Source organism: Pseudarthrobacter sp. MOO13, assembly GCF_058267655.1.
Window position 1 is genome coordinate 656,271 of record NZ_CM177848.1, and the last position, 22,379, is coordinate 678,649.

Annotated in this window: 18 protein-coding genes and 1 pseudogene; 4 read left to right on the top strand and 15 right to left on the bottom strand. The window is 68.6% G+C overall.

Annotated features, from left to right (window positions below; genetic code table 11):
• Nucleotides 1-56 precede the first annotated feature (56 nt).
• Entirely contained in the window at nucleotides 57-623 is a 567-nt protein-coding gene (locus AC4EEO_RS02980) for a hypothetical protein (RefSeq protein ID WP_491339831.1), read from the top strand.
• Between the two features lie 13 nt (nucleotides 624-636).
• Nucleotides 637-2,244: an FAD-dependent monooxygenase gene (locus tag AC4EEO_RS02985; protein ID WP_491339832.1), complete on the top strand. Its 1,608-nt coding sequence runs from the start codon at nucleotides 637-639 to the stop codon at nucleotides 2,242-2,244.
• A 536-nt stretch (nucleotides 2,245-2,780) separates the two neighbouring features.
• Here the strand turns inward: AC4EEO_RS02985 and AC4EEO_RS02990 are convergent.
• The 8 genes and pseudogenes from AC4EEO_RS02990 to AC4EEO_RS03025 form a co-directional block, all read right to left on the bottom strand.
• Entirely contained in the window at nucleotides 2,781-3,680 is a 900-nt protein-coding gene (locus AC4EEO_RS02990) for an NAD(P)H-hydrate dehydratase (RefSeq protein ID WP_491339833.1), read from the bottom strand.
• The gene (locus AC4EEO_RS02995) at nucleotides 3,664-4,485 is read right to left on the bottom strand and encodes a histidine phosphatase family protein (protein WP_240617744.1); all 822 of its coding nucleotides are present in this window, start codon (nucleotides 4,483-4,485) and stop codon (nucleotides 3,664-3,666) included. The genes AC4EEO_RS02990 and AC4EEO_RS02995 overlap by 17 nt, the downstream gene beginning before the upstream one ends.
• A 150-nt stretch (nucleotides 4,486-4,635) precedes the next feature.
• Nucleotides 4,636-6,329 (bottom strand): annotated as a pseudogene (locus AC4EEO_RS03000) (alkaline phosphatase D family protein).
• 112 nt (nucleotides 6,330-6,441) lie between these two features.
• On the bottom strand, nucleotides 6,442-7,560 hold the full coding sequence (locus AC4EEO_RS03005) for an LCP family protein (RefSeq protein ID WP_133830548.1): 1,119 nt from the start codon (nucleotides 7,558-7,560) through the stop codon (nucleotides 6,442-6,444).
• A gap of 126 nt (nucleotides 7,561-7,686) precedes the next feature.
• Complete coding sequence (locus AC4EEO_RS03010; protein WP_018761709.1) at nucleotides 7,687-8,337, bottom strand: arsenate reductase/protein-tyrosine-phosphatase family protein; 651 nt, start codon at nucleotides 8,335-8,337, stop codon at nucleotides 7,687-7,689.
• Nucleotides 8,338-8,481: 144 nt separating this feature from the next.
• Complete coding sequence (locus AC4EEO_RS03015) at nucleotides 8,482-9,105, bottom strand: DUF305 domain-containing protein (RefSeq protein ID WP_491339834.1); 624 nt, start codon at nucleotides 9,103-9,105, stop codon at nucleotides 8,482-8,484.
• Nucleotides 9,106-9,159: 54 nt separating this feature from the next.
• Entirely contained in the window at nucleotides 9,160-9,624 is a 465-nt protein-coding gene (locus AC4EEO_RS03020) for a hypothetical protein (RefSeq protein WP_491339835.1), read from the bottom strand.
• On the bottom strand, nucleotides 9,621-11,738 hold the full coding sequence (locus tag AC4EEO_RS03025; RefSeq protein ID WP_491339836.1) for a copper-translocating P-type ATPase: 2,118 nt from the start codon (nucleotides 11,736-11,738) through the stop codon (nucleotides 9,621-9,623). Before AC4EEO_RS03025 ends, AC4EEO_RS03020 begins: the two co-directional genes overlap by 4 nt.
• A gap of 222 nt (nucleotides 11,739-11,960) precedes the next feature.
• Between AC4EEO_RS03025 and AC4EEO_RS03030 the strand changes: the two genes are divergently transcribed.
• Together AC4EEO_RS03030 and nhaA are read left to right on the top strand one after the other, a co-directional pair.
• Nucleotides 11,961-12,680: a PAS and ANTAR domain-containing protein gene (locus AC4EEO_RS03030; protein ID WP_018761705.1), complete on the top strand. Its 720-nt coding sequence runs from the start codon at nucleotides 11,961-11,963 to the stop codon at nucleotides 12,678-12,680.
• Between the two features lie 85 nt (nucleotides 12,681-12,765).
• Nucleotides 12,766-14,133, top strand: a complete 1,368-nt coding sequence (nhaA, locus tag AC4EEO_RS03035) for a Na+/H+ antiporter NhaA (protein WP_285319479.1) — start codon at nucleotides 12,766-12,768, stop codon at nucleotides 14,131-14,133.
• A 37-nt stretch (nucleotides 14,134-14,170) separates the two neighbouring features.
• On the opposite strand, the gene AC4EEO_RS03040 is transcribed toward nhaA, so the two are convergent.
• The 7 genes from AC4EEO_RS03040 to AC4EEO_RS03070 all read right to left on the bottom strand — a co-directional run bounded on the left by AC4EEO_RS03040 (nucleotide 14,171) and on the right by AC4EEO_RS03070 (nucleotide 22,299).
• Nucleotides 14,171-14,416, bottom strand: a complete 246-nt coding sequence (locus tag AC4EEO_RS03040; protein ID WP_018761703.1) for a hypothetical protein — start codon at nucleotides 14,414-14,416, stop codon at nucleotides 14,171-14,173.
• Nucleotides 14,417-14,615: 199 nt separating this feature from the next.
• Complete coding sequence (locus AC4EEO_RS03045; RefSeq protein WP_018761702.1) at nucleotides 14,616-15,773, bottom strand: ABC transporter ATP-binding protein; 1,158 nt, start codon at nucleotides 15,771-15,773, stop codon at nucleotides 14,616-14,618.
• Nucleotides 15,770-17,359: an ABC transporter permease gene (locus tag AC4EEO_RS03050; protein ID WP_491339837.1), complete on the bottom strand. Its 1,590-nt coding sequence runs from the start codon at nucleotides 17,357-17,359 to the stop codon at nucleotides 15,770-15,772. Before AC4EEO_RS03050 ends, AC4EEO_RS03045 begins: the two co-directional genes overlap by 4 nt.
• 4 nt (nucleotides 17,360-17,363) lie before the next feature.
• Nucleotides 17,364-18,413, bottom strand: coding sequence for an iron ABC transporter substrate-binding protein (locus AC4EEO_RS03055; RefSeq protein ID WP_018761700.1), 1,050 nt, complete (start codon nucleotides 18,411-18,413; stop codon nucleotides 17,364-17,366).
• 204 nt (nucleotides 18,414-18,617) lie between these two features.
• Complete coding sequence (locus tag AC4EEO_RS03060) at nucleotides 18,618-19,340, bottom strand: VIT1/CCC1 transporter family protein (protein ID WP_018761699.1); 723 nt, start codon at nucleotides 19,338-19,340, stop codon at nucleotides 18,618-18,620.
• A gap of 76 nt (nucleotides 19,341-19,416) precedes the next feature.
• Nucleotides 19,417-21,120: an alkaline phosphatase family protein gene (locus AC4EEO_RS03065; protein WP_491339838.1), complete on the bottom strand. Its 1,704-nt coding sequence runs from the start codon at nucleotides 21,118-21,120 to the stop codon at nucleotides 19,417-19,419.
• The gene (locus AC4EEO_RS03070; RefSeq protein ID WP_240617745.1) at nucleotides 21,121-22,299 is read right to left on the bottom strand and encodes an alkaline phosphatase family protein; all 1,179 of its coding nucleotides are present in this window, start codon (nucleotides 22,297-22,299) and stop codon (nucleotides 21,121-21,123) included.
• Between the last annotated feature and the right edge of the window lie 80 nt (nucleotides 22,300-22,379).

Sequence of the window (22,379 nt, forward strand, 5' to 3'; positions counted from 1 at the left end):
ACGCCTGCGGCGGTTCGGGTCAGGCTGGAGGGAACACCGCAAGGAAAGGGGGCGCCATGTCCTTCGAATCCGGCCCGGCTCCCCGGGCCAAAGCCTGGTTGGCCGTGGCTAAATGCGTGGGGACGTCCGCCCTGATGCTTGCCCGCCGGCAAGTGCACCTGCCTACGGAGAACGTGGGCCGGATGTTGCGGTTCGCGGACGGGAGCGCCGCGCGGGTCTACCGGGAGACCGCCGTCGGCCGCCCTCCCGCCGCGGAGCCCTGCGTACTCGTAGTCACCTTCACCCTGCGCCTGGTGCGCGGCCGGGCGCACAGGTTGTTCGAGGCCGAAAGCCTCCTGAACACCCCGCTGTTCGTGGGGTTCCCGGGGTTCGTGTCCAAGCTGTGGTGCGCCCACGATACCTTCGGCGCCTACCGCGGGTTGTACGAGTGGGACGGTGCCGAGCAGGCGCGCCGTTACGCCGCCGCCCTCTGGCGGGTCCTTGAACTGGTCAGCGTCCCAGGATCCATCAGCTTCAAAATCCTCCCTGGCCTGCACCGGGACGAGGCCTTGGCCGACCCCGCCCGGATGCGCCTTGCCGCCCACCCCGAACATGCCTGGTGGCGGCTCCTCCCCGCAGCGTGAGGGCCCGGCAGCCATGGGACGCGGGCAAGGACCGACGCCGGACACCGACGTCCTCGTTGTCGGCGCTGGTCCCGCCGGGCTCACCACCGCGCTCCAGGCACAGGCGCATGGCGCCTCCGTCAGGGTGGTGGACCGCCGCCCGCACCTGGCACGCCCGTCCCGGGCCTTGATGCTCCATGCCCGCGCCCTGGAAGGGCTGCGGCCGCTGGCAGTCACCGGAGAACTGCTCCGCCGCGCCGATACCACCCCGGAAGCGCGGCTCCACCTGGGCCGGCGTATCGTCGAAGCCCGGCTGGGCCACGCGGACCTCCCGGACACGGCCTTCCCGCACCTGACCCTGGTCCGGCAGGCCGACGTCGAGGCCGTGCTGTGGCAGGCACTCCAGGAGCGGGGCGTTCACGTGGACTGGGGCGTGGAGTTCCGCGGGCTCGGCCGCGGCGGCGTACAACCAGAAGGAGGCATGGTCCGGGCGCAGCTTTACCGCGACGGGGGCGGCCGGGAAGAGCATGATTCCCGGTTCCTGGCCGGTTGCGACGGGCAGGCCGGCACCGTCCGCAGCATCACGGACGCCCGCTGGGAGGGCGGTCCCTACCGGGTGGAGGCTGTCCTGGCCGACCTGGAACTTGACGGGCCCCTGGACCCGGGGGTCCTGCACGTCGCCGTCGGCAGCGCCGGGCTGACCTTCCTTTTCGCCCTTGGGGAAGGAGCCACCTGGCGCATGCTGGCAACCCGGCCCGCGGACCCGCAACCCGCCGCATTGTTCGGCCAGTTGGGCCCGGCCGTCCCGCCAGGGGAAGTGGAACGGCTCGTCAGGGTCTCGGGGCTGGGCGCCGCGGTCCGGGACGTCCGGTGGTCGGCGCAGGTCGCGCTTCAACACCGTCTTGCCAGTTCGTTCGGCGTCGATCCCGTCTTCCTGGCAGGGGACGCCGCGCACGCACATTCTCCGGCCGGCGGTCAAGGCATGAACAACGGCATCCTCGACGCCCTCAATCTTGGCTGGAAGCTCGGCTTCGCCTCGACGGCCGGCGGGCCCCTCCCTGAGTTGCTCAGCTCCTACCACCAGGAGCGCCGGCTTGCTGCCCGGCAGGTCCTTGCCCTGACGCACGTCATCTTTTTTGGGGAGGCCTCGCCGCACCCTGCCGCCCGGCTGGCCCGGAGCATTCTTCCTGCGTTTGCGCCGGTCCTGCCGTTCCTGCTGCGCCGGCAGTGGCTCACGTCCAAGGGCATCAGGCTCCTGGCCCAGCCTTTCGTGCGGTACCGGAGCAGCACTGTCTCCATTGACGGGACACCCCGGTCGGTCCGGTGGCCACGGCCCGGCGACCGGCTGCCGGACGCGCCGGCCTCGGTGGCGGGACGGGAAGTGCGCCTGCATGACCTGACGGCCCTCCCGGGGGTCCATCTCTTGCTGGAGCGGGATGCCGGCCCGGACGCCTTGGATGCCCTGGCGTTGCCGGCGCGTGCGGGACACAGCCCCCTGGTCCATGTCCACCGGCTCAGCAGCCATCCGGGCCGGGGCGTGGTGGCCGTGCGCCCGGACGGATATGTCGGTTTCAGCTGCGGCGAGGCGGACCCGGCGCAAGTGGGGGACTGGCTGCGGCTGGTGGGTGCCTTGCCGTCCTGACGGGTGGTTGCCGGGGCATGTCCGGCGTATCCTGATCAGTCCAAGGCACATCTGCCCAGCCTGAGAGGGGAAGTTCCATGACCATCCCGCCAGTGCACGAACCTGAGCCGTTTCCGCCCGAACCCGGACCGGAGCCGAGCTCCCCGGATCCCACCCAGCCCCGCCCGCCCGGGCCGCCGTCGCCACATCCGTTCCCCGCACCACCGTCGCCGGGACCGTTGCCCGTTCCCGATCCCGGGCCGGCGCCGCTCCGGCCGGACCCCACCAGGGATTGACCGCACGGGCACTTGAAGGCCCGCGCTCCGAGTGCTAAAAAATCAGTATTAGACAACAAAGGCTCGGGAGGCGGGCAAACCTGTTGACTGCCTTATGGGGCGGATCGCCACACTGTGCACGCCACAGCGCCAGACAGCGCATCGGCAGCTGAGGCCTGTACTTCCCGACACGGTGGCCCCCGGCTTCGGCCGGGGGCCATCCGCGCGTCCGGCCTCCCTGTGTTCCGGTCACGTACCGGCCGGGTGCCCCGGCATCAGGAATCAGGTGCTGAGTTCCAGCATCAACGCAGGCATTTCCTCGGCTAGTTCGCGGGCCAGGAACCCCATGGGGCCCCGCCTGCTGGCCAGCCGGTCCGCGGCGGCCGCATGCAGGTGCGTCCCCCAGCACGCTGCCTGGACGCCGGTGGTTCCCCTCGCCCGGAGGCCGGCGATGGTCCCCGCCAACACATCCCCGCTGCCGGAGGTGCCAAGGCCGCCGTATCCCGTGGTGATCTTCCAGGGGCCCGGGCCGTCGTCGAAGCCTGGAGGCTGCGTGATCAGGCCCTGGCAACTGACAACGGCGCCGAACCGGGCGGAGACCTCGGCCAGGTCTTTTTCAAGGTCCGCCACGTCGCGCCCCAGCAGGATTCCCGCTTCGGTGGGGTTCGGGGTCAGGACCAGCCGGCCGCGCCAAGGGTCCAGCCGGTCTTCCAGCGGCACCAGGGCGCCCAGGGCGTAGGCATCGAGGACGACGGCGGGCCGTTCCGTACCGGGCGACTCGCGGTCAAGCATCGCCACCAGCAGTTCCGCCGCAAGGTCCGGGTCATCCAAGCCCGGTCCGACCAAGACCGCGTCCGCGCCGTCCAAATACGCGGCAACAGGGTCCAGTTCCGCCTTGAGGGAACCTTCCGCAGTTTCGGGCAGCCCGATGCAACCACACTCAGGCAACGCGACCCCCAGCTGCACCGCAACGGACCCGGCCACTGCCAGCGTGAGTTTACCTGCCCCGGCCCGCAGCGCGGCGGTGCCGGCCAGCAGCGCCGCGCCAGGGGTGGTCCGGGCCCCGCCGATCACCAGCACCGACCCACGGGAGTATTTGTCTGCGCCGGGTGCCGGCAGGGGCCACTCGCGCAGGAGCGACGGGGTGACCAGGGTGGCGCCGGCGTCACCGGGGCCGGACACTGGTGTCTCCCGCATGCTCGGTGACAGCGACGCCCTGCTCGGCCAGGTGGCTGGCCACGTTGAAGCTTTCCAGGGTCCACGGTCCCTCACCGGAGGGGCGCACAAACCTGGTTACCGAGGCATTGAGGATGGCTTCGGTGGCCGCGAGGTCCAGCAACTCCCTCTCCGTGAGTCCTTCCAGCACGTACCGGAACAGCATGATCACGGCGTCATGGCACACCAGCATGACCCGGTGGCCGGCACCCAGGCCATTCAGCTCTGCAAGGACGGACCGCAGCCGGAGCGCCACGTCCGCCCAGGATTCCCCGCCCGGCGGCCGGTAGTACAGTTTGCCCAGCCAGTCCCGCCGTTCGGCTTCCACCGGGTAGCGGTTCTCCACGCCCAGCCGGGTGAGCCGGTCCAGGATGCCCAGTTCGCGGTCCCGCAGCCGTTCATCAATCCGAACCTGCAGCGGCCAGCCTGCCGTTTCCACGGCGATCCGGGCTGTCTGACGAGCGCGCGCATAGGGGGAGGAGACCACGGCGTCGGGACGGAACCCTTCCGCGATCCGGGACAGGGCAACACCCAACGCCTTTGCCTGGTCCTTCCCGGTGCCGGAAAGGTCCACATCGGCATCGCGGGCCGGCACGTCGATGACCTCAACTCCCGCGTCCCGGGCCTCCGTGGCGGCCACGTTGCCTTCGCTTTCGCCGTGCCGGACCAGGAGCAGCTCCACCGCTCCGGCTGCCCTGACCGCTGCTGTCAAGCCGTCGTCGCCGGACGGGCCGCCGCCCGAAATGTCTTTCTTCGAAGAATCGCCGTTCAAGGAACCACCCCGTCCGTTTGCCGTGCCGAAGCCCCCACTATGTGCGGCGTACCCAAGGAACGTCGGAAAATAACGGCCGACGGCGGTCCCGGCGCCAGGGGCGCGCGCAGCCGCCGTCGGCCCGGCACCAGGGTGATGGGGCCGGAACACCTACCTTTGGGGCGTGAGGGTCTTGGAGAACACGGTGGCGCCGTTGGCGTTCCGGAGGCTCACGGTGAAGCTGTTGTCCTCCCCGAGCTGCACGTGCCCGAAGAACTGGTTTTCGCCGTCCCGCGGGGACTCCCCGGCGAAGCGGCCGGACTTGGAAACACCACCTCCGGCCCGAACGTGCCGTCCATGGCGTTGGGACCGAACGAGCCCGCCGCGATGGGCCCGGCCACGAACTCCCAGAAGGGGTCGAAGTCGGTGAAGGCCGCCCGCTCGGGGGAGTAGTGGTGGGCGGCGCAGTAGTGCACGTCGGCGGTCAGCCACACAGTGTTCTTCACACTGTTGCGCTTGAAGGCGCTGAGCACCCCGGCCAGTTCAAGCTCGCGGCCCAAGGGTGCGCCAGGGTCGCGGTTGGAGACGCTTTCCTCATTCACGGGTCCGTCCGGGACCACGACGCCCAGGGGCAGGTCGTTGGCGATCACCTTCCACGTTGCCTTGGATTTGGACACCTCGCTGATGAGCCAGTCCACCTGCTCCCGGCCCAGGATGGAGGTGGCATAGGGCTCCTTGCCATCCGTGTTGGGGGACTTGAAGGTGCGCATGTCCAGGCAGAAGATGTCCAGCTGCGGCCCGCGGGAGATCTTCCGGTAGATGCGGGCCGGCTGGTACGTGCCGGCGTCGTCGAACGTGCCGGGCCGCCACAGGGCGGAGCTGTCCGCGATGGGCATGTTTTCCTGCCAGGCCTGGCGGCCGCGCGCGGCAAGGGTGTTGACGTCCCGCACCGTGTAGCGGGAGTCATCCAGGACCTGGCCGGGGTACCAGTTGTTGTGGGTCTCGTGGTCGTCCCACTGGGCGATGACCGGGACGTCGGCGAACAACGCGCGCATATTGGCGTCCATGGAATTGTAGCGGTGCCTGCCGCGGAACTCGGTCAGCGTCTCGGCCACCTTGGAGACCTCCTCGGTCACCAGGTTCTTCCAGACCTGGCCGTCCTTTTCGGCGACGGTCTCCGCAATGGGACCGTCGGCATAGATGGTGTCGCCGGAGTGGATGAAGAAGTCCGGCCGGGTCTGGTGCATGGCCCGGTAGCCGCGCATGCCGCCGATCTCCTCGTTGATGCCCCACCCCTGGCCGGCTGTGTCGCCGGTCCACACGAAGCTCTGCGCAAACGACGCCGGGACGTCGCCGCTGTTGCCCACCCCGCCGGTGCGGCCCTTGCCGTTGACCGTCCCGGTGTCGGGGGCCGTGCGGAAACTGCCGAGGACCGTCTCGCTGGCCGCGCCGCCGTCGTCCTCGAAGCTGATTTCCAAGGCGAACCGGGTGTTGGACGGCAGGTTGCCGGCATGGATCTTGGCCGTGAAATCTGAGGCCTGGGTGGCGCGGGGGCCACGGAGGACCCGCTCAAAGGCACCGCGTCCGCGAAGGACCTGGCCGCCGTCGTCCACCGCCCGCAGGACCGCAGTCATCCGGCCGGCACCCGAGGCGCGGGACCACAGGACGGCAGAATCGGAGGTGACGTCCCCGGTGGCGATGCCGCTGGGGAGGGTGAGGCGGTTGCGGACCAACGCGACGCCGGCGGGAGACTGGCCGGTTTCGGCTGCCTGGGCGGCGGCGGGGACGGAGGCGAGTGCGGCAGCCAGGACCGAGCCTTTGACGACGGTGCGGCGGGAAACGGTGGTGCGGGAGTTCTCAGTCATACCCTGAGGTTCCCGCGGGCGGACGCACGGACATGGTCCTGCGGGTAAACCCGGGGTGAGGCGGTCCTGAACAGGCGGTGGCCAGGTTGGGGGGCCGCCTTGGGGCGGAGGGCTACGGGACCGCGAAGTCGGCGATCCTGCCCTCCCGCAGTGCGGCACCGACGGCGGCGATGCCGCCATAATCGGGGAATACCACCGACTGCCCGGCAGCCATGCCGGTCCCGGCCGTGGGCAGGGTCATGGTGCCGATGGCGTTCACGTCCAGGTTCCGCAGGCTGTAGGCGAGGATGGCGGCCTGGACGGGGTCGAAGCCCTTGTCCACCGTGAGGCAGCAGCCCGCGAAGTCCACCAGCGACCGGACCGCGTTCACGTCGTTCAGGGCGCCGCCGCCGGTAAGCCGGGCCAGGATGGCGCGCAGCATGGTCCGCTGGTTCTGTACCCGTTGGAAGTCTCCGTCGGTGAAGGCGTAGCGTTCGCGGCTGAACTCCAGGGCAGCCTGCCCGTCAAGATGGTTGATGCCCTGGCTGAACACATGCTGGGTTTCGATAGTGGACTGGAAGGCAAAAGGGACGTTGACGTCGATGCCGCCCAGCCCGTCCGTAAGTGCCCGGAAGCCGTTGAAATCGAGCATCAGGGTGTGGTCGATGGTGACGCCCAGCAACTGCTGCACGGTCTGCGTGGTCAGGTCGATGCCGCCGTACTCCAAGGCCGCATTGATCTTGGAGCCGCCCACGCCCGGGACGTCCACCCACAGATCCCGCATGATCGAAATGACATAGAGCGTGTGGCGGTCCGCGGGCACATGGACCAGCATCAACGAATCCGAGCGCTGGTCCGAGGGCTCGCCGGTCTCCGCGGTGTGGGCTGCCTCGTTCCGGGCGATCCCCCGGCTGTCGCTGCCGATGACCAGCACATTCATCTCGCCCGCCGGGAGGTCCGGAATCGGCTGCGGCGGAGGAGGCGGAGCGGGCGCCGGTGGAGGTGTTTCGGACGGCGTGGGTGTGGGCGTGGGCGTTTCGCTCGGTGACTGGGTTTGCGTGGCCGCGGGGGCGGCGTCCCTGCCCGCGCGGTTGAGGCTGAACACCGCGATCCCCGCGGCCGCCACCAGCACCAGTGCCAGCAGGGCGGCGATCCAGCGGCGGCGGCCCAGGGCCGCAAGCCAGGCGGGCCGGTGGGGCACGGACGGGCGGGTGGGGGGACCGGCGGGTCCGGTTGGATCAGGCGTGCTCATGCGGTGCCTCCACCTCATCGTGTTGCGGGTGGGATCAGTGTCCGCCAGTGATACCCCTGTTGGCTACAGGCTTGTCCAAACTGTCACCTGCGGCGTGTCGCCGGGCCGCCGGGCACCCACGGTTCGTTACGGCGCGCCGGCTGCGTCCCCGCGGACCGGGGAATTGAGGCGGGCGTGGCGCAGGATGGACACGATGGCGGGGGCCAGCTGGTCCTCCATCTGCCGGTACACCTCCGGCGGCCGGCGGTACGGGTCCACGATGTCGTTCTCGGCGGGATCTGCGGGGAGCGAGAGGTGCCGCACCCCGGCGGCACGCGCCGGCAATCCCCGCCAACGGGTTGTGTGGGCAGCCAGCCAGCCGTCGTCGTCGGCCGCGTTGTCCGTGGACGCGGACGTGTCCCTCTGGTCCAGGATGTCGAGCATACGGGCGAACTCGCGGATGGTGAAGGTGCGCTTGAGGAGGGAGGCATCGAGCTGCAGGACCTCGCCGCGGTGTCCGGAGGTCATGGTGAGTACCAGGTCCACGCCGCGCAGGATGGCGGGGGTGAGCTGCCGTGCGGCAAACCCTTCCGGATCCCCGCCGTAGGTCCGCACGATCTCCGCGGAAATGGGCTGCATGGGTTCGCCCACCATGGCCCGGGTGCCGGCGCTCGCCACCTGGAACCCTCCCGGCACGGCTTGGTCCAGCCCCGCCTGCAGCAGCCGTTCGGCCACGGGAGAGCGGCAGATGTTCCCGGTGCAGACGGTCAGGATCTTGACTGGCGCGGAATTGTCCAAGGAGATGTTCTCTTTCCCAGCTGGTGGCAGGACCGGTGGGCCCGTGCCTTTCAACTTAACACGCAACGGCGCGGCGGCGGCCCCCTGGCCGGGTGCCGCTGCCGCGCCGTTGCGTGTTTTGATGCCGGGCGCCCGCCGGGCAGCTTACAGAACGGTCAGCAGCTGCTTCATTTGTGTGATCTCGGCCTGCTGGGCGTCCACGATGTCGTGGCCCAGCTTCACGGCGTCCGGGAATTTGCCGGCGCTGATCTCCTGCCGGGCCATGTCGATGGCGCCCTCATGGTGGCCGATCATCTGTTCCAGGAACAGTTTCGCGGCGTCGGTCCCGGTGGCGGACTCCAGCTTCTCGATGCCGGCATCGTCCACCATGCCGGTCATGCCGTGTCCCGAGTGGTCGCTCATCATGGTGGGCACGTTCCAGGCTTTAAGCCAGCCGGTCATCTGCTCGATCTCCGGTGTCTGGGCGGCCTTGATCTTCGTGGCGAGCGCTGTCACCTCTGCGGGCATCCCGGGCTTCGCCAGGATGATGCCGCTCATCTCCACTGCCTGGGCGTGGTGCGGGATCATCATCTGGGCAAACATGATGTCCGCCTGGTTATGGTCGGCGCTGGCGCCGGGCATGGTGCCGGCGCTTGGCATGGTACTCGACATGGGGTTGGAGCTGCCGTGGTCCATGGGCATACTGCCGGAGCCTGTGGCGCAGCCGGCGAGGCTGAGGGACGCGGCGAGGGCAACGGTGATGGACAGGGTCTTGAATGTGGTGTTCATGGTGTCTTTCAGGGAGGTAGTGGAACCGGGCCGGGGTGATGGGCACAGTCCGGTTTACGTCCGGCTGATGGACAGGTCGCAGGGCGAGGGGCTGGGCGGCAGGTACCCATAGGAGGAGCTGGGGTGGCCGGCCGGCGGCAGCAGCGAGACGACGGCAAAGGATGCCTGGGGTGGGGCAACGGTGACCGGACTCCCCGGTGCGGTTGGGATGCACGGTGCCCCCGATTCCTGCGCTCCCGGGCAGGAGGTGCCGCACGTGGACGGCGCCAGAGCCGGCGCGTCCATGGAAGCCGCTGCGACCGCGTGGCCGGTATGGCCCGGCTGGTCCCCAACCGTGGAATGCACGACGGCGGTGTGCCCTGCGGGCGCCGTATGGGAGGCTGCGCTGTGCGAAGCGACGCCCTGCGCAACGAGCCCGTGTGAGGCGTGGCCCGCGGTCAGTACGTGCATGCCGAGCAGGCCCGCGATAACGGCCAGGGTGCCGGCCAGCAGCAGGGCCTGGTGCAGTGCCCGGTTCACTGCACCTCCGACGGGTTCAGCTTCAGGCGCCGGAGGAGCTGGGCGTTCAAGGCCACCACAACGGTGGAGGCAGACATCAGCACCGCCCCTGCCGCCGGTGAGAGCACTACGCCGGCAAAGGCCAGGACGCCTGCGGCCAGCGGCACGGACAGGATGTTGTAGCCCGCCGCCCACACCAGGTTCTGCCACATCTTCCGGTAGCTCGCCCGGGAGAGGTCCACCATGGACAGCACCGCCCGCGGATCGTTTCCTGCCAGCACCACGCCTGCGGATTCCATGGCCACGTCGGTCCCGGCGCCAATGGCGATGCCCACCTCGGCGCGGGCAAGGGCCGGGGAGTCGTTGACGCCGTCGCCCACCATGGCCACCTTCAAGCCACGGGCCTGCAGTTCGGCAACTTTCTTGTCCTTGTCCGCGGGAAGGACCTCGGCGAATACCTCGTCAATGCCCAGGTCCGCGGCCACGGCCTGCGCCACCTGGCGCGCGTCCCCGGTGACCATGGCCACCTTGATACCGCGGCGCTGGAGGGCTGACACGGCCTGCCGCGATTCGGCCCGCACGGCGTCTTCCATGCTCACGGCGCCCAGGATGGTGCCGTCGCCGTCCACCACGTGCAGGACTGCGGCGCCGCGTTCCATCCATGCCCGCGTCCGGACGGCCAGGGCCTCGGGCTCGACGACGCCGAGCTCGCGCAGGAGCGCGGGTCCGCCCACGTGCACAGTGCGGCCGTCCACGACGGCCCGGACGCCCCGGCCCGCTAGGGCGGTGAAGCCCGTGGCTGCCGGGAGTGCCAGGTTCCGGGCTCCGGCGGCCCGGACGATGGCACGCGCCACGGGGTGCTCGCTGTCGGATTCAACGGCGGCGGCCAGGGCGAGCACGGCATCGGCCTCGGCACCTTCGGCGGCGGCGATGTCCTTCAGTTCAGGTTCGCCGGTGGTCAGGGTGCCGGTCTTGTCGAACAGGACGACGTCGACGGTGCGCATGCGCTCCAGTGCCATCCGGTTCTTGATGAGCACCCCTGCCCGGGCGGCCTGTTCGGTGGAAATGGCGATGACCAGCGGGATGGCCAGCCCCAACGCGTGCGGGCAGGCGATCACCAGGACAGTGACGGTACGGGTAACGGCGTCGGGGACGCTTCCCAGCAGCGTCCCGCCGATGAAGGTCAGCACGCCGGCTCCGGCGGCGAAGTAGAACAGGAACGCCGCCGCGCGGTCCGCGAGGGCTTGCGCGCGCGAGGATGAGGCCTGGGCCTCTTCCACCAGCCGCTGGATTCCGGCCAGGGCGGTCTGGTCGCCCACTGCCGTGACCCGGACCCGGACGCTGCTGTCCGTTGCCACGGTTCCGGCCACCACCGGATCGCCGGTGCCGCGTGGGACGGTTTTGGATTCGCCGGTGATCATGGACTCGTCGAACTCCGCCTGGCCGTCCACCACGGTCCCGTCCGCCGGCATGCGGGCGCCGGGGCGGACCAGGACGAGATCGCCGGGGGCCAGATCGGCAACGGGGACAATTTCCGTGCCGCCCTCCGTGATGCGCTCGGCTTCGTCCGGGAGCAGCGCCGCGAGGGCGTCAAGGGCGCCCTGGGCGGATCCGAGGGCGCGCATTTCGATCCGGTGGCCCAGCAGCATGATGGCCACCAGGAGCGCCAGCTCCCACCAGAAATCCAGGTCGAAGCCGCCGATCCCCAGGCTGGTGACCCAGGAGGCCGCAAAAGCCACGGTGATGGCCATGGCGATCAGCAGCATCATCCCGGGCGTGCGGTCCTTGAGTTCCTGGAGGCCGCCCTTGAGGAACGGCTGGCCGCCATACAGGAAGATCACGGTGCCCAGGACCGGCGGAATCCAGGCGGCGCCGGGAAACTCGGGCGGCATGTAGCCCAGCAGGTGACCCATCATGGGGCTGAAGTAGACCACCGGCACGGACAGGGCGAGCGTCAGCCAGAACCGGTTCTTGAACATGGCGGTGCTGTGGCCGGCGTGCTGCCCGTGGGTGTGCACGGCGTGGTCATCGTCATGCTCGTGGCCGCCGTGGTGAGGGTGCCCGGTGGGGGCCGCCGGAGCGTGCGTGAGGGGGCCGGCCGCCGCCGGGTGGTGGGAGTGGTTCCCGTGGCTCATGTCAGTTCCATTCCATAGACGATCATGGGGCGCTGGGGTTGACCGGCTGTAAGGCCGGTGCAGGCACCGGCCGGGACAAACCACGTCACTGACAACAGCTTGAATATACCCCCTAGGGGTATGTGCGTTCAAGTCTTTAGCCCATTTCCTGCGGGAGTTCCATAGGACCTCCCGCACTACTTTCCGCTGCTCCATTCGCCCATACTGGGAGGAGCGAGTACGGTGCCGGCCCGCTGGGGGCTGGCCAATACCTGGGAAGTGGGCCTCGTGACCGAGCTGAGCGACTTGTACACCTACTCCAGCGCCCTCGGCGACGACCAGTGCGACGCCGGGGTGTTCCGCGTGGACCTGGCCGGGCCGGCGTTCCATTGGTCCAATGGCATGTACCAGCTGCACGGCTACCAGCGCGGGGAGGTGGTGCCCACCCTCGAACTCGTCTTTGCGCACAAGCATCCCGATGACCGCGGACAATGCGAGGAAATCACCGCCAGGGTGGCGGAGACCGGCGGCTTCTTCTGCATGTACCACCGCATTATTGACGCCAAAGGCCACACGCGCCGGGTCATGACCTCCGGTGAGGCGATCCTCGGCGACGACGGATCAGTGGTGGCGCTCGAAGGCGTGATGGTGGACCTCACCCGGACCCTGCAGCGCGAGACCGAACAGACTGCGCGGGATGCCGTTGCCGGCGCCACCTCCACCCGCACGGTGATCGACCAGGCTCGCGGCATCCTCATGGGCCTGCTGAAGCTCGGCTCGGACGAGGCCTTCCAGTTGCTCGTGGCCACCAGCAGCCACCGGAACGTCAAGCTCGTGGTGGTGGCCGCCGAACTGGTGCAGCTGGCCAATTCCGTTGACGGGCGGACCTACCTGGACCGCGCCGTTCGGGCCATCCAACTGCACGGGCGGAGCCGGGACACCGGGGGACGCCGCGCAGGCTGACCCTCCCGCCCGGTAGAATGGACCCAGGTGCGCCGGGAAGTCTGGTCGGCATGGCTTTGTCGAACCCGGAAATAAGGATGCCTCCATGACCTCCACCCCGCCTGCACCAACACCGCCCCCGCCCAGCCGGAACACGTTTTTCGGCTCCACCGTCTTCTCCCGCGGCAGCTACGCCGAGGCCCTCCGGATCGGTGAAATCCTCCGCAAGGAAACGGTCGGCGGAGCCCTCCTCGTCATCGCGGCGGTCATCGCCCTCGTCTGGGCCAATTCCCCGGCATCGGAGAGCTACTTTGCCCTCCGCGACTTCACGGTGGGCTACGCGCCGTGGCACCTGGAGCTGAGCCTGGGTGCCTGGGCGGCTGACGGCCTGTTGGCCATTTTCTTCTTCCTGGTGGGCCTGGAACTCAAACGGGAATTCGTGGCCGGCGACCTGCGGCAGATCAGCAAATCGATCGTCCCCGTGGCCGCCGCCGTGGGCGGTGTGGCCGTCCCGGCGGTGATTTACGCCGTCGTCAACCTCGCCAGCCCGGAAACCCTGCGCGGCTGGGCCATCCCCACGGCAACCGACATCGCCTTTGCGGTGGCCGTCCTGGCCATCATCGGCTCCCACCTGCCCAGCGCGCTGCGGATCTTCCTGCTGACGCTGGCCGTGGTGGATGACCTGATTGCCATCACCATCATTGCGTTCTTCTACTCCAGCGACATCCAGCCCACCCCGCTGCTCCTGGCGCTCGTTCCGCTGGCGGCCTATGCGTTCCTCGCGCAAAAGTACCGCCGGTTCTTCGGCCGCCATGCCGCCGCGGCCTGGTTGATCCTGCTGCCGCTGGGGGTACTGACGTGGGCGCTGGTGCATGCTTCGGGTATCCATGCCACTGTGGCCGGTGTGCTGTTGGGCTTCGCGGTGCCGGTGATCAGGTCACAGGCCTCCGGCGGTCCGGAAGCGGGCCCGGGGCTCGCCGAGATCTTCGAACACCGGTTCCGGCCCATTTCCGCGGGCGTGGCGGTCCCGATCTTTGCGTTCTTCTCCGCAGGCGTGCTGGTCGGCGGATGGGAAGGCCTGGCTTCGGCGTTGTCGGACCCGGTGGCGCTGGGCATCATCCTGGGCCTGGTCCTGGGCAAGCCGGTGGGAATCCTTGCCACCACCTGGGTGCTGACCAAAGCCACCAGGGCCAGCCTGGACAGCTCATTCACGTGGATCGACGTGTTCGGCGTGGCGCTGCTGGCAGGCATCGGTTTCACCGTGTCCCTGCTCGTGGCGGAGCTCAGCTTCGGCAACGGCAGCCTGCATGATGACCATGCCAAGGTGGGCATCCTGGCCGCATCATTGATCGCCGCGCTGCTGGCGACGGTGGTGCTGCGAACCCGGAACCGCCAGTACCGGCTCGCCGAAGAGCTCGAGAAAGTGGATTCGGACCACGACGGCATCCCGGACGTCTACCAGGAACGGACTTAAGCCGCTGGTCCTGCCGGCTGCCCGGCCGGAACCCCGCTCACGCCGTCGCGAGCGGCTTCGCTTGGGCGGCCGGTGGAACGGCCGTGACCTCCACGTGCCGGATCTCCAGGGCCTCCGGGTCCAGCAGCTTCCGCGCACCGGTCCTGGAATCCAGGATCCAGAAGAGTTCAAGGGCCGGGACGACGTCGGTCACCCGGCCGCTGTGGAAAAGCTTGCCCCGGTGCCAGGCTTCGATCTGGTCCCCGATGCGGAGCTGGGCGGTACGTATTCCTTGTGCCTCCATGAGGGCTGCCTCCTGCTGTTGTATCCCCGTACGCACAGCTTGCCGTGAAGAGGTTGCCGGAGTGTTTCGGCCCGGTGTTTTTTCTGTGTCAGCAGTGGCGGGCGCACCGGTCAGAAGCTTGTTCGTCCATCTGTGCCCCCTAGCTTCAGATGCGCGGACAAGCTTCGGATACGCCGCCGAGCGCGGCCGGGGCCGGAGCTCAGTCCTCCATCGGGAACGCGACTGCTTCGCCGACCACCCGGAGGCACAGTTCCATCCCGGGACGGGCAATCGAGGCGTTCCAATGCCGGATGGTGATCACTTCGCCGCCGCCGGGGTACCGGTGGTCCGCGTGCTCCGCCACCTCTTGCGGCACGTTGAGCTTGAGCCGCACCGTGGTTTCGGGGCCGAAGTAGTCAGTGTCCACCACCACGCCGCGGATGGGGCCGTCCTCGGCGATGCGGATCTGCTCGGGCCGCAGCATCAACTGGACCTTGCCCTGCGCCGGCGGCCGGCGCACCGGAATGCCGCCCAGCGAGCAGGTGGCCAGCGACCCTTCGAGCCAGGCATCCAGGATGACGGCATCGCCCAGGAACTCGGCGGTGGCCCGGTCGGCGGGACGGGTGTAGACGACGAAGGGGTTGCCGATCTGGGCCAGCTTGCCGCCGCGCATGACCGCCACCTGGTCGGCGAAGGACAACGCTTCGGCCTGGTCGTGGGTGACCAGGATGGTGGTAACCCCGGCCTCTGCCAGGACCTTGGCCACGGCGCGGCGGGTGGCCACGCGGAGGCCCGCATCCAGGGCTGAGAAGGGCTCATCCAGGAGCATCAGTTCCGGTTCCCGTGCCAGGGCGCGGGCCAGGGCCACGCGCTGCTGCTGGCCGCCGGAGAGCTGGTGCGGGCGGCGCTTGGCCATGGCCGGATCCAGGGACACCATGTCCAGGAGTTCCGCCACCCGGGCCGCGACAGCCCGCCGGCCGCCCTCCAGCTTGGCCGGATCCAGGCCAAAGGCAACGTTCTGGCCCACGGTCAGGTGCGGGAAGAGCGCGCCGTCCTGGGCTACGTAGCCGATCTGGCGTTTGTGCGCCGGGAGCCACGCGCCGTCGCCGGCCACGGTGGTGCCATTGAGCGAGATGGTGCCGGTGTCCGGGTGCTCAAAACCGGCGATGAGGCGCAGCAGCGTGGTCTTGCCGGAGCCGGACGGACCCACGATGGCGGTGGTCCCGCCCTTGGCCACGGACAGGTTGACGCCCCTCAGGACCGCCTGGGATCCGAAGTTCTTGGTGACGTCCGTGATCTGGAGGTGGCTGTTGGTGGTTGCCGCCACGGAGGGGGAGACCCGTGGTTCGGGCAGCCGACGGGTGGATGGTGCTGTCACTGTCCGGCTACTTTCTTGGACTGTTGGAAGAGGAGGTAGGTCATGGGGGCGGAAAGCAGGATCATCAGCAGGGCATAGGGCGCGGCTCCGGCGTAGTCGATTTCGCTGCTCTTGCTCCAGAACTCGGTGGCCAGGGTCTTGGTGCCGTTGGGGGACAGCAGCAAGGTGGCGGTGAGCTCGTTGGCGATGGCCAGGAAAACCAGGGCCGCGCCGCCGGCAGCGGCCGGGGCGGTCAGCCGCAGTGTGACGCGGATGAAGGCCAGCAGCGGCGGCTTGCCCAGCGCCTGCGCGGCCTCGTCAAGCTCCTTGGGAGCCTGCGCCAGCCCGGCCCGGAGGTTCACCAGGGCCCGGGGCAGGAACAGCAGGACGTACGCCGCCACCAGGACGCCGGCTGTTTGGTAGATGCCCGGCATCACGCGGATGCTGACGGTGACGAACGCCAGGGCCACCACGATGCCGGGCATCGAGCTGGTGACGTAGTTGGACAGTTCCAGTGACTTGCTGAACCAGCCGGGCCTGCGGACCGCGAGGTACGCCATGGGGAACGCGACCACGATGGTGGCGGCAGCGCCGGCCAGGCCGTATCCGAACGTGGCCAGCAGGGCGGGGAGGAATTCGGCGGCGGTCCAGACGTCCGCGCCGCCGGCCACGATCCATTTCAGTACGTAGTACAGCGGGAGGCCGAACGCCAGTGCCGTCAGCGCCAGCAGGAAGGCCTGGGACGGGATCTGGTAGGCGTGCAGCGGGAGGCGGAGTGCCCGTGCCTGCGCCCCTGAGCCGATCCTCGCGTACCGGGCGGTGCCGCGGCTGCGGACTTCGGCCATCAGCAGCAGCAGGCAGAAGAACACCAGCACGCTGGCCAGCATGTTGCCCGCGGCCCCGTTGAAGGTGGAACGGTATTGGGTCATGATCGCGGTGGTGAAGGTATCGAACCGGATCATGGCGAAGGCGCCGTATTCGGCGAGCAGGTGCAGCCCTACCAGGAGGCCGCCGCCCGTCAGGGCGATCCGCAGCTGGGGAAGCACCACCCGGAAGAAGGCCCGCCAGGCGCCCAGTCCCAGTGCGGCGGCGGACTGCTCGATGGCAGGGTCCAGCCGGCTCAGCGTGGCGGCCGCCGGGATGTACACCAGCGGGAAGTAGGACAGGGTGGAGATCAGGATTCCTGAGCCCAGGCCGCCGAGCGAGGGGATGGCCGAAACCCAGGCGTAGCTGTTCACGAATGCCGGGATGGCCAGGGGAGCGGCCAGCAGGACAGCCCAGATCCGCCGGCCGCGGAGGTTGGTCCGTTCCACCAGCCATGCCCCCGCCACGCCAAGCAGCAGGCACAGCGGGACGGTGGCGGCCATCAGGAGCAGGGTGTTGGCCAGCAGTTCGCCCACCCGGGGGCGCAGGATGAGGGCGACGGCGGTGTCCCACCCGGTTGCCACCGTCATGTAGACCACGTATCCCAGCGGGACGAGGGAGAAGAGGGCGATCAGCACCGCCAGGATGGACACCGCGGAAACGCCGAAAGGCGGGCGGGGGCTGTTGCCCCGGCCCGCCGTCGTCGTGCCCCGCCTGGCGGGAGCCGATAGATCGGTGGTCACGGAATTAGAGGAGTCCGGCCTGGGTCATCAGATCGCTGACCTTCTGGGAGTTGAGCTTAGCGGCGTCAACCTTGGGCGCCTGCAGGTCCTTGATGGGCACCAGTTTGTCGTTGGCGGGCACGTCGGAGCCAATGGCGTATTCGAACGACGTTCCGTTCTTCAGGACTTCCTGTCCCTTCTTGCCGGTGATGAACTTCAGGAACGCCTGCGCAGCTGCGGCATTCTTGGAGGACTTGAGCACGCCGCCGCCGGAGACGGAAAGGAACGCGCCCGGGTCCTCGTTCTTGAAGTAGTACGGCGTGACGTTGCTGGAGTTCTCGCCGGTCTTGGCCTGGTCGCCATAGTAGTAGTAGTGGTAGATCAGCGCGGCGTCCACTTCGCCGGCGTTGACCGCCTTCATGGCCGTGCTGTTCCCCTTGTAGGCCTTGGAGTTGTCCTTCATGGCCTTGAGCCAGTCTTCGGTGGCGCCTTCACCCTTGAGTTCCAGCAGCGCGGAGACGATGGCCTGGAAGTCGGCGCCGGTGGGCGAAGCGGCCCAGCGGCCCTTCCACTCCGGCTTGGCCAGGTCCAGCATGGACTTGGGCAGCTGGTCCTCGGTGAGCTTGGTCTTGTTGTACACCAGGACGGTGGAGCGGGCGGCGATGCCCGTCCACTTGCCGGTGGACGGCGCGAACTCGGCGGGAACCTGGGCCAGGGTGTCCTTGTTGACGTCGGCGAACAGGCCGGCGTTCTCCACCTGCGTCATGGCGGGGGAGTTTTCGGTGAGGAACACGTCCGCGGGGGACGCCTGGCCTTCCTGGATGATCTGGTTGGACATTTCGGTGTCGTCGCCCTGGCGGAGGGTCACCTTGATGCCGGTTTCCGCCGTGAAGGCGTCCACCCATTCCTTGGTCAGGCTCTCGTGCTGGGCGTTGTAGACAGTGATCTCGCCGGAGGGGGCGCCGTTGGAAGCGGAGCTGTCACCGGCGGGCGTGCCACCGCCGCAGGCGGTCAGGCCGAGAGCTGCGGTGGCGGCGAGTGCGATGCCTGCCAGCGCGCTGTTGCGGATCTTCATTGAGGCTGCTTTCGTGGGGAAAAGTCTGCGTGAACCTAAGTCTTTACGGGCACCGGGAGGCGGTGCCTATGTTCAAAAACTGTAGGGTAGGCAAACCTAAGCTCCAAGCCGGAAAGCGCTTTAAGTGACGAGGTTCACATCAATTACGCAAACATGGCGTGACGTAATTAGCCTCGAAGGTCCCGCCGGTACCCCGGCGGCCCGCTAGGCGATGCCCGTGGTGCCCAGGAGGCTGCCCACCGCAAACGTGAAGGCCATGGCGAGTGCGCCGCCCACCACCAGCCGCAGGGTTGCCTTGCGCTTGGAGCTTCCGCCGATCCTGGCGCTGACGGTGCCGGTCAGGGCGAGCGCCAGGATCACGGCGACGAACGTGACCGGGATGCGCGCCTGCTCCGGCGGGAAAATGATGGCCAGCATCGGCAGTACGGCGCCCACCGTGAAGGCGATCGCGGAGGCGAACGCGGCATGCCAGGGGCTTACCACCTCCTCCTCGTCGATGTTCAGTTCGGCGGACAGGTGCGCCTTCAACGCGTCCTTCGCCGTGAGCTCCTCGGCGACGGTCCGGGCCGTGGCTTCGCTGAGCCCCTTGGCCTGGTAGATCTCCGCGAGCTCGGCCAGCTCGCCGTCGGGATCGTCCCGGAGCTCCTGGCGTTCCTTTTCGATCAATGCCCGCTGGCTGTCGCTCTGGCTGCTGACGGACACGTATTCGCCCAGGGCCATGGACACGGCGCCGCCCACCACGGCGGCCGTTCCCGCCACCAGGATCGGGGCGAGGTCGTTGGTCACGCCCGCGACGCCCACTACGGTTGCCGCGACGGAGACGATGCCGTCGTTGGCGCCCAGGACACCGGCCCGCAGCCAGTTCAGGCGGGCGGCCACGCTGCTGTCGTGGGGTTCGTTGTGGCTGAGCTTCACGGTTTCAGACATGCTGGCAGTTAACCACCGCCCGGTTCCGTTTACCACAAAGGTTTGCATCCCCTAACCGGCCCGGAAACGCCGGGCGTCAGTAGGTGGTGGCATTCGGCAGGATCAGGGGCGGCAGCGGGGCCTGGGTGAAGTCGAAGGACCTGGCGAGGTCGCCCAGCTGCGGGTTGTTTTCACGGACGTCGGGCCGTGCGTCGGGCCGTCCGTCCGTGGCAGGATCGATCCGTTCGCCGCCCAGGAAGTCGTCCTCAATGAATTTGAAGTAGGCGTCGTGGCTCAGCACCTGGTGGTCGATGTAGCCCTTCCGGGCGTACGGGCTGATCACCAGGCCGGGCACGCGCAGGCCGTAGCCGTTGTTGTCCACCACCGGCGGGTTTTCGTGGTCGTAGAACCCGCCCCAGTCGTCCCAGGTGAGGAAGATGGCGGTGCTGTCCCAGTCCGGACCGCTCATCACCGCGTTAATCAGGCCGGCCACGTAGGCCTGCCCGGTGCTGATCTTGGCGGGGGCGTGTTCGCTGACCTTGTCGGTGGGTGCCACCCAGGTGACCGCCGGCAGGGTGCCCTGCCGGGCGGCGTCGTAGAACCCGCTGAGGGGTTTGATGTTGCCTTGCTCGCCGTCTTCCTTGACGGTGTCGAAGTACAGCAGCGGGTTCCACAGGCCGGGGGTCTTGGCGTCCTGCTTGACGGGGTCGCAGGTGGCGGCGTCGTTCCGGCAGTCCGGTTCGGTGCCGTTGAAGACGTAGTAGGCCCAGGACACCTGGTGCTTGTGGAGCAGGAAGGTCAGGTCCGTCCAGGCGTAGTCGGGCAGTTCCAGTTTCTTGGCGGCGTCGGTGAGCTTCTTCTTCAGGTCATCGGACACCGGGGCGGCGTCCACGGCTGCCTGGCAGACGGCGTAGGAATCGGTGGGCTGGCAGCTGGTTCCGATCAGCTGGTCGATCTGGGCAGCGAGGCCCGGATCGATCCCCGCCGCTTCCAGGGCCTCACGGCAGGGGTCCAGGTCCATGCCGGCCTGGCATTTGCCGATCAGGGTGTCCTTGATGATTTGCGGCTCGGGTTCGGGGTCCGGGTCCTGCAGGGCGTTCACGCACGACGACGGGTCCCCGGCTTTGGTGCATTTCGCCGACCATTCCGAGACCAGGTAGAGGTGGGCGGGCAGGCTCCAGGACGCCGCCGAGGCGAACAGGTGGTCCTCGAGGGTGAAATTCTGCGCGTAGGCCCAGTAGTTGGGCAGGTCCCGCCCGTCGTGGTAGCCCATCACGTCGGTGGGCATGGTGGTGCTGTACGTGCACTTGGTGCTGGCGGCGCTGCAGCCGGAGAGCCCCTTCTCCGCCTGGGCTACGAACCCGTCCATGGCGCCGCCGTTGATGTCCCCGGTGGCGTCGGCGTGGCTGTGCGGACCGCCGGCGTTGCTGTCCGCGGAGTTGTAGAAGGGGGCGATGCAGCCGCCATTTGCCGGATCCGGGAGGCACACGGCGGGCTTTCCGTCCTTCATGGGGATGCCGTCTGCGCCGGGGTAGGTCCCGAAGTAGCTGTCGAAGGACCTGTTTTCCTGGGTGATGATCACCACGTGCTTGATCTTGGAGATCCCGGCGTCCGCAGAGGCGCCCTGGCCGGCGGCAGCGCCCGCGCCCGCATCCTGGGCCGGGGCGGAGGAGGGCGTGGTGGGTGCCAGCGGGCCGGCGCGCAACGCGTTGGGAAGGACGACGGCGAGAACCACCAGGACCGCCAGCGCAACGAGGCCTGCCAGGACTGTCCGGCGTCGGCCGTTCCATGGAAGCTTCACCTAGGACTCCTTCCGGAATACGTCGTCGCCAAAGGTGGCGACCCCGGGATCGCCGGCCAGCCCCAGCCGGGGGAGGAAGAAGAAGTCCTCGATGCTGGCCAGCAGGCTGTAGTGGTTGTAGGCCCGGTCCGAGGACGTGCCCGCGTTGCTGAACGGCGAGAGCACCAGCGCGCCCACCTTGCCCCCCGCGGCGCCGCCGGCCGGGCTTGCCGTGTCTGATTCAGGCGGACCGGACGAGTCGCCCTCGGCCTCGTCGAAGGTGATCACCAGCATCCCGTCCTGCTTGTAGGCCGGTGAGGACAGGATGGCCGGCACCTGCTCCTTCAACCATCCGTCCACCGCTTCCAGGCCGCCGGTGGTGCCGTCGGCACACGTGGCGTCATGGCCGTCGTGGCACAGGTTGGGTGTGATGTAGGACAGGGTGGGCGTGGTGTCCACGGACTTCAGGTCGCCCGCGAGCGCTGCGAAGTTGACCACGTTCCTGGCACAGTCCGGTGAGGAGGTGATGGAGCGGAAGTACATAAAGGGGTTGTGGTGCGTGGAGTACTGGCTCTCCGGGCTGGCCTTGATGTGGTTGTCAGGCTCGCCCAGCGGCGGGTGTTCGCATGGCTCCTGCATGTCCTCCATGTAGCCCTTCCACGTCTTGCCCTGGGCGGCCAGTTGCCCGGCCAGGGTTTGGGTGTCCTGGGGGTAGACGCAGCCGTCGCCTTGAAGGGTGCCTTCCGAGTCGGTGCCGGTGGCGTTGAACTCGGTGTAGGTGTGGCAGTCGGCCATGGTGCTGTCGTTGGGCCGCTGGCCTGATATCTGGGCCAGGTAGTTGGGCAGTGAATTGTGGGCGATGCCGTAGTAGTTCTTGAGCAGGACGCCCTTCTTGCGGAGCGTTCCGGAGAGGTAGGGCGCGGGGGAATGGTCACCCCATGCGGAGTCGTATCCTTTGTTTTCCAAGTTGATGACGAACACGTGGCCGGGCGTTTGGATGTGGCTTGCAGGGTCCTTGGTGGCGCTGGGCCTGGGTGCCGGGGTGCCTGCCGTGCTGCTGGACACAGACGGGGCAGGCGTGGGCGCGGGGCCATTCGGAGTGCATGCCGCCAAGGTGGGCAGCAGGAGGGCCGGAAGCAGGAGCAGGCCGGGGGCCCGGCGTCGGGCCGCCCCGGTGTGGCGCTCAGTGCTGTTTTTCACGCCCGGCCTCACTTGTTCGTCGCTGCGGGCCTGCCGGCCGGGCTGCGTGGCAGCCCGGCCGGCAGGTATCGGCTCCCCAG